The sequence below is a fragment of the bacterium genome (genome assembly GCA_008933615.1).
Classification (GTDB): domain Bacteria; phylum CLD3; class CLD3; order SB21; family SB21; genus SB21.
The window spans coordinates 20107-33252 of the sequence record WBUR01000011.1; the positions used below are offsets into that span (position 1 = coordinate 20107).

Below are 13146 nucleotides of genomic sequence, written 5' to 3' on the forward strand. Positions count from 1 at the left end.
TACCACTTCTTTTTAAAATAAGCGGAGTCAACATGGAAAGATTCATCGGCCTATTTGGTTTGATCGGCATTCTCGGCATAGCGTACGCAGCCTCGAACAACAAGAAACGCATCAACTGGCGCCTGGTCGGGATGGGGATGCTCATACAGGTTGTCTTTGGTTTCCTGGTTCTTAAAGGGAAGGAATGGGGTGCGCCGTTCAATTTTCTTGCAATCGCTTTCGAGAAGATTGGAGAGGGATTCGTGGCCATTCTTGGTTACACAACCGCAGGAGCGCAATTTGTATTTGGGAATCTGGCGATCAGTCCCGGAGCGAACGGAAGCCTTGGATTTTTCTTTGTATTTCAGGTTTTGCCGACCATCATTTTCTTTTCTTCCCTGATGTCGCTACTGTATTACATGGGCGTCATGCAAAAAGTGGTGCATGGCATGGCATGGGTAATGTCCAAACTCATGGGCACGAGCGGCGCGGAGTCGTTATCATGTACCGCCAATATTTTTGTTGGTCAGACAGAAGCGCCTTTGATGATACGGCCGTTCATTAAGACTTTGACCAATTCAGAATTACTTACCATCATGGTTGGCGGTATGGCCACCATTGCCGGCGGCGTGATGGCTGCTTACATTCAAATGCTGGGACAGTCGTACGCGGATACCTACGGCGTTCCTATCGAACAGGGGCAGATCATGTTTGCTACGCAGCTACTGGGCGCGAGTATCATGGCGGCGCCTGCAGGCCTGGCCATTTCGAAAATAATATTTCCTGAAGTTTCAGATCCCGTGACGAAGGGCAGCGTCAAAGTTGAGGTCGAAAAAAACGCCTCGAATGTAATTGAAGCGGCGGCAACCGGCGCGGCCGACGGAATGAATTTAGCCTTAAACGTTGCCGGAATGCTCCTGGCATTTATCGCGCTCATTGCACTATTCAATTCCTTATTTGGAATCGTCGGCGGTTGGGTCGGCATTGAAAATTTAACGCTCCAGGACATTTTTGGCTATGTATTTGCGCCCGTGGCATTTCTTACCGGCGTTCCATGGAGTGAAGCTCAGGAAGTAGGGCGATTGTTAGGAACGAAAATTGTTCTTAACGAGTTCGTTGCGTATTCCGATATGGCCGGATTAATTCACAGTAAAGCCATTCAAGACCCCAAATCGATCATGATTGCCACATTCGCATTATGCGGTTTTGCTAATTTCTCATCAATCGCCATTCAGATCGGAGGCATTGCTCCACTGGCGCCGGAACGCCGTAAGGACATCGCGGCATTGGGACTGCGCGCCGTTTTGGGCGGAGCGCTGGCAACGTTGATGGCGGGCACGATCGCCGGAATTTTGCTGTAATTGGTATTAATGAAAGATTTTTTTTTCAAATACTGGATCATAGGAGTTGTCTTCATTGGCGCGGGCATGGTGGTTTTTGTTGTGCCGCCTATTCTGCATGCGGTGATTGAAAATAAGATCCTCGATGCGATTGAACGAACGGAAAAAAGGGTCAACTGCAAAATAACTCTTCAGTCGTTGTCATTTTTGAATACAACGACGTTTCAAATTGAGAACCTATCCGTTGCATCCGATTCAGTTACCATGTCCAGGTTGTCCCGCGCAGGAATTGCCGATTCAAACAAACTTCTAGAAATCAAAAATTTGAAGGTGGATTTGTATCTTGGAGGATTTTTAACGGGCCGGTATGTACATGCGATTACGATAGATTCATTGAGCGCCAACCTTATACGCACTTCCGACAGCACGAATAATTTCTTAACTATTCTCAAAGCTTTTCAATCGAGCCCGGGAACAGGTACGGAAGCCGCCAGGCCGGAACAAAAAAATAAAATCGCGCAATTTGTTGACACCTACCTGCAAAAAAAACTTCCGTCGTTTGAAATTCGTCATATGGATGTCCTGTATCAGGATTATTCAGGTAAACTTTTTTCTATCCGTAATTTCACCCGAAAGCCGGACGAAATAAGTTTCAAAAATTTTAGGTTAACCTTACATGAAAGCCTGTTACGCGACGCCCAGTTTGAAATGCGGGGCTCCATCGTTCAATCGACGGCAATGGTGAATCAACTGGAGATCAACGGATCGCTGAATCATTCCAAACGCCAGATTGTGTTTAATGCTTTGTTCGATTCGAATTTCAAAGTACCTTTTATACGGTCATTTTTTGGCGGCGAAATATCTTTGAAAGGTTTTGACGCTCAGATATACAGCATCGAAGATGATGACGATTGGAGCAACATGAAGGCAGCCGTAAATATCAATGAAATGGAAATCTTATCCGACGCGGTTTCCGAAAAAAAATTACGTAATCTCAATGTTGGTTTTGATTTGGATCTTGATTTTGGAGCGGATGAACTGGTCATTCGCCCCGATACCCGAGTCTACCTGAATAAGATAACGGGTTTTATAAGCGGTAAGATCGAACGCTTGCATAGTCAGCCGCTGTTAGATTTGCACTTCAAATTGCCGATGATTCCAATGGATGATTTTTTTTCATCAGTGCCGGAAGGTCTGCTGACGCGAATTGAAGGCATTAAGGTGCGCGGGTCATTCGAATTTGAAGCTGCATTGAAATTGGATTTTGAACAGTTGGACAGTATCAAGTATGACCCGACCCTGACCGTGAGCGATGATTTCAGGGTGCTTTCTCTTGGCGATTCCATTGAAGTTAAGGTCCTGCGGGACAGTTTCAATTATACGTTTACACGGGAAGACGACACGGACAGCACCTATCTTGTTGGCGGAAGTAATTCGTATTTCCAGCCGCTCGACAGCATTCCGCCGATTCTGATCCATAGCGTGTTATTCTGCGAGGATAATTCTTTCTTCAAGAACGACGGGTTTAACGTTTTGCAGATCGGGCGCAGCCTGCGCGACAATATCCGGGAAAAAAAATTCGCACGCGGGGCAAGCACGATTTCAATGCAGTTCGTGAAAAACATTTTCCTGAGCAGAGAAAAAACGATTTCACGCAAGTTTCAGGAATTGATCCTTACCTGGCTGTTTAATCATGAGAAACTATTGGATGAAAAACGAGACAAAGAAAAACATAAAAAAAGACTGTTGGAAATTTATTTGAATATCATAGAATGGGGCCCGGATGTTCACGGCGTCGGGAGGGCCACAGAATTTTATTTTCATAAAAAGCCAAAAGATCTGACGGTAGGCGAGTCGGTGTTTTTGGCAACCATCATTCCGAATCCGAAAAAATACGAGCGGTATTTTGAAGACGGCGTACCGAAAAAAAAACACGCTAATTTCATGAACCTGATAGTCAAGATGCTTCATGAAAAAGATGTGATCGATTCATTGACCATGGCCAAAAACCTGCCCTGTACATTCAAGATCACCGGCGAAGCGCGCCGGTTCATGATCGGCATTAAGGCGGCTGACAGCACGGACACGGAGCAGGATATTTATTACAAAGATATCGAACTGAATAATTAAGGAACATCATCATGAATCCTGACGGTAAAGTCTATCAATTTCTTTTTAATCACATTGCCCAGATAAAGTGGCAATGGCGTATATTGATCTTTTTCTTTTTCTTGTTTGTCCTGTCCAATTTTATTTCGGTGTTTTATGCAGTATACCTGCCTGCGTTGCCCGCTACGGCGCCAGGTCATGATTTCAGGACATTAATGCATTTAGTAGGCTGGCTGATTGGGATTAGTATGTTAACGATTGCTGCCCTGAAGATACTCGATAAGCGGTCTTGGCGTTCCATCGGTCTGAGTTTTCATGCGGAATGGATAAGAGAACTTATTTTCGGTTTACTTCTCGGAATGCTGATGCCTGTAGTATTGCTGATTTTGCTGCTGCCGTGGGGATTTATATCGCTTACGCCACAGCCGGTAGCATTCTTAGATTTTATCGGCGGATTGGGTATGAACATACTTATATGGGCCGTAGCCGCGATCTGGATAGAACTCGTTCTACGCGGATATTTTATGCAAACCATGGCAGAAGGTATGGGCAAGATCGTTGCGGCGATATTTGTCTCACTCATGTATGCACTGATACAAACGCAATTTCACATCGACGAAATTCTTAACGGAGTAAACATCGCGCTACTCGGTTTCGTTTTTGCAATCTGTTATTTCCGAACCCGCGCCTTATGGACCGGCATAGGCGTCCAGTTTGCGCTGAATTTTATTCAGAATTTTTGTTTTGGCACTCCGGTTTACGGTATTCGACCTTCGTATTCATTATTCAAGGCGGAGGTCGGTTTGCGGAATATTGCCGTTGGAGACTATTTTAGTATTGACCAAGGCTTGATTGCTTCATTGATTACCATCAGTTGTATCTATTATCTTTTGCAGTCGAAACAGTTGACGATTTCCGAAACGGTCCGCAAGATTAAATTCGACGCGCTTTCTCAGCCTTTTCTTAAATCAAAAGAATAAAGCGGTTGCTGTGAAAACTTCTGCAAAAACAAAACTGCACCTGATTCCGTCCGTCCATCAACTGGCGGAACAACTCCAGACGACTGAATTTCCGCGGGACATGGTTATCAGGATCGTACGTGATGAAATTGTGAAGCTCAAAAAAAGACTTCACGCGGTTTCCTTCACGACGAAAGCGGAGGCGCATACCCATTTGCTCCATGAAATTAATAATCGGTTGAGCAGATTACTTAAACCGAGCCTCAAAAGAGTCATCAATGGAACCGGAATCATTTTACATACAGGCCTTGGCCGTGCGCCCTTATCCGAAGCCGCTATACAGAACCTTAAATGCGTTACGGAAAATTATTGTAACATTGAACTGGATCTTCATAGCGGTGAGCGCGGCGATCGGATGTCGCTTGTGGAGGAATTGATATGCCTGCTCACCGGCGCAGAAGGCGCGACGGTGGTTAATAATAATGCGGCTGCCGTTTTAGTCGTACTGAATACGCTGGCCTATCAAAAAGAAGTGATCATCTCCAGAGGTGAATTAGTGGAGATTGGCGGCTCGTTTCGTATTCCGGATGTCATGGAAAAAAGCGGAGCCGTCATGCACGAAGTTGGCACAACAAACAAAACGCATCTCCGGGATTATGAAAACGCCGTTTCAAAGAAAACCGGTTTACTGCTCGCCGTACACACGAGTAATTACCGGATTATCGGCTTCACAAAATCGGTAAGCCTTAAGGAATTAGCCGCTATAGGCAAGAAACACAAATTACCGCTCGTTTATGATTTAGGGGGTGGGGCGTTTATAGGACTTGAGCAATTTGGTCTTTCGCACGAACCGGTCGTATCTGAAAGCATTGCTGCGGGAGCGGACGTCGTTACATTTAGCGGGGATAAGATACTCGGGGGATGCCAGGCAGGGATTATTGCGGGGAGAAGAAAATATATCGACGCGATAAAAAAAAATCCGTTGATGCGGGCATTGCGTAGCGATAAGATGACGTTTGCAGTACTTGAGGCGACCCTTAAACAAATTCTCCGGCCTGATCAGTTGAAATCTCTGTCACCCGTAATCAGCATGCTCACTGAAAGTATCGACGAAGTGCAAGGGAGGGCAATTAAAGTACAAAATGCCGTTGGGCAGCAATCGCACATTCGCATCGTTGTTCGTGATACTTTTGCACAGGCGGGAAGCGGTACGCTGCCGCTAGAAAAAATTCCAAGCGTTGACGTTACGATAACGTCAAGCCGCATGTCGGCGAAACAAATTGCGGAACGTTTTAGGTTTTCAGATATACCCATTGTAGGCTTCGTTAAGGAGAACGCTTTTCATCTCGATATGCGTACCGTTCGTACCGATGAAGTTGAAGTTATAGTAGAACAATTGAAAAAAATAATGATTGAATAAATATTTTTCTATACATTTAGTTCATATGTTCGAGTCATCAAAATAAGGAGAGCCGTTATGAAAACATGGATCATCGTTCTTATTTTTTCGTTTGCAGCCATGACGGGTTGCGCTTCATCCGAAACAGCCGCCAAAGGCGATAAACAAAAAGATACGGCTGAAGAAAATGCCAAGAAAGCGTTAGAGATGATGAAGATGGAAGAAGAAAAAGCGGCTAAAGAAGAAATGACGGCGAGAGAGGAATTAGACAAGAAAAAGGCCGAATCGGAAAAACAAAAACAAGAATTGGGAGCTGTTAAGCAGAGATTGAAACAAATGAGTATGGCGGCTGTATTTGTTCCGATCACAAGGGACGGCGGAGTGTTCTCTTATCCCGGCGGCAGAACCAGCGTGATCAAGGTCAGAGTTACCGATGACATTACATTACGGCCGCTAAACCTGATCATGGATGGACAGTTAGAAAAGTCGAACAGCGACCGTGATTATTATAATACAGGTACGGGCGGCTTTGAAACGTGTTTGAAAGATCAATTGTATATTTTATACATGTCTAAAGATAAAAATGGCATGGTAGTGAGAGAGTGGTATGAAACGCTTGATAAATGTAAATAGGCAGGATTAATTGCAGGAGTACATCATGGAATACCGAATTGAAACAGACAGTATGGGGGAAGTAAAAGTCCCCAATGAAGCGTATTACGGCGCGCAGACGGCGCGTTCGTTAAGTAATTTTAAGATCGGCGGCGACCGGTTTCCGCGGGAAATGATCCGCGCGCTGGGCGTACTCAAGAAAGCCGCCGCAATGAGCAACCAGGAACTTGGTTCTCTACCCAAAGAAAAAGCTGGCTTGATCATCCAGGCCGCCGAGGAAGTCATAGACGGAAAACTCGATTCTCATTTTCCTTTGGTGGTGTGGCAGACCGGCAGCGGCACGCAGACGAATATGAACGCCAATGAAGTGATATCCAACCGCGCTATTGAGATTGCAGGCGGCGTGATGGGAAGTAAGAAACCGATTCATCCGAATGACGATGTGAATAAAGCGCAGTCTTCCAACGATACTTTTCCAACGGCCATGCATATTGCGGCGGCGGAACAGGTTGTTCACAGGCTGCAGCCCATGGTAAAAAAACTTCGGGATACATTGCATTTGAAATCGGAAAAGTTCAAGAAGATCATAAAGATCGGCCGTACCCATTTGATGGATGCCGTTCCGCTGACACTGAGACAGGAGTTTTCAGGATACGTGCAGCAGTTAGATAACGATATCACACGCATCAATTTTGCGTTAGACGGATTATACGATCTTGCGCTGGGCGGTACCGCGGTAGGCACCGGGCTTAACACCCATCCGAAATTTGCAGAAACCGGAGCGAAACATATTTCTGAAATCACCGGCCTGCCGTTTCGAAGCGCGCCTAACAAGTTTGAAGCATTGGCCGCCCACGATGCGATTGTATTTGCCAGCGGCGCTATGAAAACATTGGCCGCATCGCTTATGAAAATCGCAAACGACGTTCGTTGGCTTGCTTCCGGTCCACGATGCGGCATCGGCGAGATCGTTATTCCTGACAATGAACCCGGGAGTTCCATTATGCCGGGCAAAGTCAATCCGACGCAATGCGAAGCCATGACAATGGTGTGTGTGCAGGTGATGGGAAACGATGCGGCGATCAATTTTGCCGGTGCGTCCGGGAATTTTGAATTAAACGTATATAAACCGGTATTGATATTTAATCTTCTAAATTCAATCCGGTTGTTGGCCGATGCATGCGAGTCGTTTAATGAACATTGTGCGATAGGTATAGAGGCCAATGATACGGTGATCAAGAAACACTTGGATAATTCCCTAATGCTCGTCACGGCCCTTAATCCGCATATCGGCTATGACAATGCTGCGAAAGTCGCAAAGAAAGCATTTCATGATAATATCACATTGCGCGAAGCGGTGATTGAACTGGAACTGATGACGGGTGAAAAATTTGATGAGGCAGTCAGGCCGGAGAAAATGGTCTGATAAAGAAGGCTCTTCATTTTTGATTCCAAATGAAGTTTTATTTAATTCGTCAATTCGTATTTCCCGGTAAACTATGCTGGTCAGCATTATTATTCCTACGCTGAACGAAGAAGTGAATATCGTTTCGGTTCTTCAATCCCTTATTGGATTTTCCAATATTGAGATCATCGTTCCCGATGGCGGCAGTTCGGATAGAACTTGCGGACTCATCGGCTCGTTCCTCATTAAATATCCGTTCATTCAGTTAGTTCATTCTTCCCGCGGACGTTCCGTTCAGTTAAATGCCGGGGCAAAACGGGCAACGGGTGAATGGCTGATATTTTTGCATGCAGATACCATTATACCTGAGAAATCATGGGCCAACTTCTGCACAATGGTCGGAAATAGTAATGCGATTCAATCGGGTTCATTCTTATTTCAAGTCGCCAGCGATAAACTGCGATATCGTTTAATGGAAGAACTAGTGAATATACGGACGAGAGTATTGAAACTACCATACGGCGATCAGGCTATTTTTGTAAGAAAAGATCTGTTTGTAAAAATGCAAGGGTATCGTGAGGACTATCCGCTGATGGAGGATGTGGAATTCGTACAACGGCTTCAAAAAGAAAAAGGTTTTGAGATATTGCAATCGCCCGTCTGTACTTCGCCGCGGCGACACGAATCGGATGGTTTTTTTAAAAGAATAACCTATAATTTTCTCATTACTATTCTATATCGCTTAGGCATTCATCCCAAATATTTGGTCAAATATTACTAGATTTCCGGCTTTTTCACTATTCTTGAAAAAAACAAAAAAATAGTTGTGAAAAAGGGAACTTATTTTTGATTTCGGGCGTTTAATCAGGGCATGACATAATTAGTTTATTGAAAATAAAGAAGTTACATGCGGATTTGTTAGAATCAACAGCAATACAGTAATATAGTTATAAATTGGTATAGAATTAAGAAAAAGGAGTTTATTTACGATGGCCAGAATAAAGATGCGAATTAACAGCAGGGAAGATCAGTCTATTGAGCGTTATCTTGAGGAAATTAACCGGGTCTCATTGTTAAAACCTGACGAAGAGATCGAATTAGCCAAACGAATCAAAAAAAACGACAAGCTTGCATTGAAACAGCTAGTTGAAGCGAATTTAAGATTTGTTGTCAGCGTGGCCAAGGATTATCAGAATCAGGGTCTGCCTTTAAGCGACTTAATTAATGAAGGTAATTTGGGTCTGATGAAGGCTGCGGAACGGTTCGATGAAACACGCGGATTTAAGTTTATTTCCTATGCTGTGTGGTGGATTCGCCAGTCAATCCTGCAGGCGATTGCAGAACATTCCCGAATCGTTCGCCTTCCGCTCAATCGCGTCGGTATGCTGAATAAGATCGGTAAAGCATACAATGAACTTGAGCAGGAATTTGAGCGCGAGCCCAGCACGGAAGAAATTGCCACTGAACTGGAGATCAAAGATTACGATGTGTCCGATGCGCTTCGAATTTCCAAACGGCATTTATCCCTTGATGCGCCGCTGCAGGAAGATGAAAAAAGCGTTCTCATGGATACTGTTCCGGACAAAGTGAACCCGCTTCCGGATGATATTCTGATGAATGAATCGCTGAGACAGGACATTGAAAATACATTAGCTTCTTTGAGCGACCGCGAAGCTAAGATCATTAAGTTGTATTTTGGGTTGGGAATTGAAAGATCGTTGACGTTGGAAGAGATAGGTGAAGAATTCAAACTAACCCGCGAACGGGTGCGACAGATCAAAGAAAAAGCCATCAACCGCCTGCGCCATAAGTCGCGCAGTAAGTCTCTGCGATCGTATCTTGGTTAAACCAAGCTTTTTGAATAAGCCCCGGTTAATCGGGGCTTATTTTTTTGAATCAATAAAACAGAAAGAATCATAAACTGAATAGAGGTCTGCGGACATGGAAATAAAGGCCAAAGATAACGTTATTGAAGAACGGGGGCGGCAATTTTTTGAAGAGTGGGAAGAACGTTTTCTCGCGCCGCATGCATGCAAAAGTAAGGACATGCACAAGACGAGAGTGAATGACGAAATTGAAGATGTACATCGTACGGCGTTCCAACGTGACCGGGATCGTATCATTTATTCCAATTCTTTTCGTAACCTGAGCGATAAGCGGCAGATTTTGGTGGAACATGTGAGCGAGCGCAATCGAAGCCGGCTCACGCACACCGTCGAAGTGGTGCAGGTTTCCAAAACGATCGCCAATGCGATGGGGCTGAATGAAGACCTGACCGAGGCTATAGCCCTCGGGCATGACCTGGGACATCCGCCATTCGGGCATACCGGGGAGGCGCTTCTGGACTCGCTGCTTAACGGCGAGGATACAGCTGAAGGAACTCTGAGCGGAGAGAATTTTGGCGGATTCAAACATAATTACCAGAGCTTGCGGGTCGTAGATTATATTGAAAAGAAATACGGGTATGACGGCCTTAATCTGACTTCCGTAGTCCGGGAGGGCATTCTAAAACACACCAGCACACGCAATGAACGCTATTATTATCCCGACATGAACCTCAACTCGCTGAATTACGATCATTTCATGGCATTAACCCTGGAAGGCCAAGTCGCGGCTATTGCCGATGAAATAGCTCAACGCACATTTGACCTGGAAGATGCGCTGCGTGCGGATTACATCAAGGTCAGCGATGCGCGTGAATTGAAACTCATTCAGGATGTCGAAATCAAATGCAGTATTCATGACGTTCTGGAGTCAAATCAGGACGAATATATCAATCTCCTGATAAGCGGACTGGTGCGTTTATTGGTGAGCGATGTGATACAAAATACAGTTCACAGGATCAAGAGTTTTTGTGAACGCAAAAATCGATCGAATAATTTTGATGAATGGCTCGTGATCTTCAGTTTAGACGTCAATCGGAAACAGAATGAACTCGATACGTTTATTCAGAAAGAACTCGCCAATAATTTCCAGGTTAACCGCGTCAATAAAAAAAGTGAAAAAGTCATTCGCAAACTATTCAAGGCGTACTATTCGAATCCGCTTCAAATGAGCGACCGTTTTCTTGAGCGTTATACTTCCCGCGCAGTGGATTCCCAGTTTCGGTTGCGCAAACTGGCGCCAAAACTAGTTCATGAAAAAATTAAGGAATTTCAGAAAGATCCATTATACGCACGGCACATTGCCGACTATATTTCAAGTATGAGCGATAGTTTCGCTGTGCAGGAATACAAGGCCATCTATATTCCCGAAGCAAGCGTTATATAACCCATTTCTCCGATATGAAATTATTTACCAGTTATCGCATTTTTTTCTTCTCTTTATTTATTGCTTTCTTTTTGTGGTTTTACGTACGGCTGTCCTCACCGTACCAGCAGGTTATTTCAATTCCGCTTCAGGTCGTCAATCTTAAGGAAGGACATGCCATTGTTTCCGGGTTACCGAAGACGATACCTGTTTTATTTGAAGCCAACGGAAGAACTTTGCTAGGTTTGGAATACGTGTATGATGTTAAATATGTAATTGATGCCGAACAAAAAGACGATTTCACTGTCATCACGTCAAAATATATAGAGAATGTGAAACTGCCAAGTACCGTAGAGGCAATTGCGCATGCTATTCCGTCCAGGGACACGCTGCACATTATTTCAAAAAAATGGATCACTAAACAGGTTCCGGTGATCGCGGATATAGAAGTTTCCTGCGCCCCCGGCTTCGTAATGGTAGGCGGATTTCGTACGATCCCCGACTCAGTTTTTGTACGTTGTCCCATCACGCTCAGGGACAGCATTCACTTTGTTTCAACGACCAGGATGCAATTGACTAATATTTCAGAGGACAAGGAAGTCGATGTAGAATTGGCGGACATGCTCCGGCCGAATGTCAAAATAAAAAAAACAGATATTCGCGTTCTGATTGACATACAGCCGCTTGGGGAAACCGTGATGGAGAATCTTCCAATAAAGCTGATCAACGTTCCTGAAGACGTGAATGTCATAGTACAACCGTCAACTTTTTCGATCAAGGTACGCGGCGGTGTGGATTTTCTGTCGTCTTTGCGCAGGGACAGCGTCTATGCAGTAATCGATTATGCGATGGAACAGCGTTTCGCCACTACCCAGCCGCGTCTTACGATCATTGCGCCGCGAGACATGTCCTGGAGTCAGATCACGCCTTCCAGGTTTAATTTAGTAAGACTCGATGCAGAAAAACTTCCCTGATCTTATAACACTGGCCATCGAAACATCGTGCGATGATACTTCCGTATCCGTTATGCGCGGCCGGTCCGTCTTGTCCAATGTGGTGTCGTCGCAAGTCGATGTACTGAAATTCGGAGGAATTGTTCCGGAATTGGCCTCCCGCGCGCATCAAGCCAATATTATTCCGGTCATCGAAGATGCATTGGTTCAAGCAGGGATTAAGCTGCAAGATGTCCGGTTAATTGGTGTTACGTATGGGCCAGGACTGATCGGAAGTTTGTTGGTTGGGCTTAATTTTGCAAAAGGGTTAGCGTATAGCCTGGATATCCCTTACATTGGCGTCAATCACATAGAAGCGCACATGCTAGCGGCGTTTCTTGAAAAACCGCATCCGGATTTCCCATTTATCTCATTGATAGTTTCCGGCGGTCATACGATGTTGGTTCTGGCTGAGGCCCTGGGCCGATACCGGATACTGGGGGAGACGCAGGACGATGCTGCTGGGGAATGTTTTGACAAAGTTGCGCGTTTTCTGAATATAGCTCCGGAGAATGGTTCCGGCATGTCCGGCCCGATGGTCGATGTTAGATCTCGTTTGGGCGATTCTGGAAAAATCAAATTTCCCCGCCCTTTGGGGAATTCGGATAATTTTAATTTTAGTTTTTCCGGGCTAAAAACATCGGTTCTGAACTATTCAAAAAAGCAAGAGAAGTGGAGTGAGCAGGAAATTAACGATATTTGCGCAAGTTTCCAGGAGGCCGTCGTGGACGTTTTAGTTTCTAAATCATTACGCGCATGCAAGGAGCATCACGTAGGATCGCTGGTACTGTCCGGAGGTGTGGCCGCCAATTCGCGCCTGCGAGACATACTGAACGAACAGTCTCAAAGGTCGGGCGTTCGGTTATTCATTCCGGCTAAACCCTATTGTACCGATAATGCGGCCATGATCGGTATGACGGCGTACTTGAAGCATTTGGAAGGGGAAGTATCGTCATGGGACCTTGCGCCGAATCCTTCCTTGCGGCTGATCAGATAACGGCAAAAATAGTATTGACTTTTTATATTTTTTGCGATAATATTGTCCACTGCAATCCAGCAGGTCGAAAGTTGCGCAAATCAAGAGTACTTGCTACAAATAATT

Annotated in this window: 11 protein-coding genes; all 11 read left to right on the forward strand. The window is 45.0% G+C overall.

Annotation, left to right across the window (positions count from 1 at the left end):
• The first annotated feature begins 32 nt into the window (after nt 1-32).
• The 11 genes from F9K33_05630 (at nt 33) to tsaD (ending at nt 13041) form a co-directional block, all read left to right on the forward strand.
• Nucleotides 33-1340, forward strand: coding sequence for a NupC/NupG family nucleoside CNT transporter (locus F9K33_05630; protein KAB2880287.1), 1308 nt, complete (start codon nt 33-35; stop codon nt 1338-1340).
• A 9-nt stretch (nt 1341-1349) separates the two neighbouring features.
• Nucleotides 1350-3449, forward strand: coding sequence for a hypothetical protein (locus tag F9K33_05635; GenBank protein ID KAB2880288.1), 2100 nt, complete (start codon nt 1350-1352; stop codon nt 3447-3449).
• A gap of 11 nt (nt 3450-3460) precedes the next feature.
• Nucleotides 3461-4408: a CPBP family intramembrane metalloprotease gene (locus F9K33_05640; protein KAB2880289.1), complete on the forward strand. Its 948-nt coding sequence runs from the start codon at nt 3461-3463 to the stop codon at nt 4406-4408.
• A gap of 10 nt (nt 4409-4418) precedes the next feature.
• Complete coding sequence (locus F9K33_05645) at nt 4419-5807, forward strand: L-seryl-tRNA(Sec) selenium transferase (GenBank protein KAB2880290.1); 1389 nt, start codon at nt 4419-4421, stop codon at nt 5805-5807.
• Between the two features lie 57 nt (nt 5808-5864).
• A complete protein-coding gene (locus tag F9K33_05650; GenBank protein ID KAB2880291.1) occupies nt 5865-6419 on the forward strand; it encodes a hypothetical protein in 555 nt (184 codons plus the stop codon).
• Between the two features lie 25 nt (nt 6420-6444).
• A complete protein-coding gene (fumC, locus tag F9K33_05655; protein ID KAB2880292.1) occupies nt 6445-7824 on the forward strand; it encodes a class II fumarate hydratase in 1380 nt (459 codons plus the stop codon).
• Nucleotides 7825-7897: 73 nt separating this feature from the next.
• On the forward strand, nt 7898-8584 hold the full coding sequence (locus F9K33_05660; protein ID KAB2880293.1) for a glycosyltransferase: 687 nt from the start codon (nt 7898-7900) through the stop codon (nt 8582-8584).
• Between the two features lie 208 nt (nt 8585-8792).
• Complete coding sequence (locus F9K33_05665; protein ID KAB2880294.1) at nt 8793-9650, forward strand: RNA polymerase sigma factor RpoD/SigA; 858 nt, start codon at nt 8793-8795, stop codon at nt 9648-9650.
• Nucleotides 9651-9744: 94 nt separating this feature from the next.
• On the forward strand, nt 9745-11073 hold the full coding sequence (gene dgt, locus F9K33_05670; GenBank protein ID KAB2880295.1) for a dNTP triphosphohydrolase: 1329 nt from the start codon (nt 9745-9747) through the stop codon (nt 11071-11073).
• 14 nt (nt 11074-11087) lie between these two features.
• On the forward strand, nt 11088-12026 hold the full coding sequence (locus F9K33_05675; GenBank protein KAB2880296.1) for a hypothetical protein: 939 nt from the start codon (nt 11088-11090) through the stop codon (nt 12024-12026).
• Nucleotides 12007-13041 carry a tRNA (adenosine(37)-N6)-threonylcarbamoyltransferase complex transferase subunit TsaD gene (gene tsaD / locus F9K33_05680; protein KAB2880297.1) on the forward strand — a complete coding sequence of 345 codons (1035 nt, stop codon included), beginning with the start codon at nt 12007-12009 and terminating at the stop codon, nt 13039-13041. The genes F9K33_05675 and tsaD overlap by 20 nt, the downstream gene beginning before the upstream one ends.
• Nucleotides 13042-13146 lie beyond the last annotated feature (105 nt).

Bases quoted from the DNA above. Each gene is read 5' to 3' on its own strand.
- F9K33_05635 (KAB2880288.1), top strand. From the start codon at position 1,350: ATGAAAGATTTTTTTTTCAAATACTGGATCATAGGAGTTGTCTTCATT.
- dgt (KAB2880295.1), top strand. From the start codon at position 9,745: ATGGAAATAAAGGCCAAAGATAACGTTATTGAAGAACGGGGGCGGCAA.
- F9K33_05630 (KAB2880287.1), top strand. From the start codon at position 33: ATGGAAAGATTCATCGGCCTATTTGGTTTGATCGGCATTCTCGGCATA.
- F9K33_05660 (KAB2880293.1), top strand. From the start codon at position 7,898: ATGCTGGTCAGCATTATTATTCCTACGCTGAACGAAGAAGTGAATATC.
- F9K33_05650 (KAB2880291.1), top strand. From the start codon at position 5,865: ATGAAAACATGGATCATCGTTCTTATTTTTTCGTTTGCAGCCATGACG.
- F9K33_05675 (KAB2880296.1), top strand. From the start codon at position 11,088: ATGAAATTATTTACCAGTTATCGCATTTTTTTCTTCTCTTTATTTATT.
- tsaD (KAB2880297.1), top strand. From the start codon at position 12,007: ATGCAGAAAAACTTCCCTGATCTTATAACACTGGCCATCGAAACATCG.
- F9K33_05640 (KAB2880289.1), top strand. From the start codon at position 3,461: ATGAATCCTGACGGTAAAGTCTATCAATTTCTTTTTAATCACATTGCC.
- F9K33_05665 (KAB2880294.1), top strand. From the start codon at position 8,793: ATGGCCAGAATAAAGATGCGAATTAACAGCAGGGAAGATCAGTCTATT.
- fumC (KAB2880292.1), top strand. From the start codon at position 6,445: ATGGAATACCGAATTGAAACAGACAGTATGGGGGAAGTAAAAGTCCCC.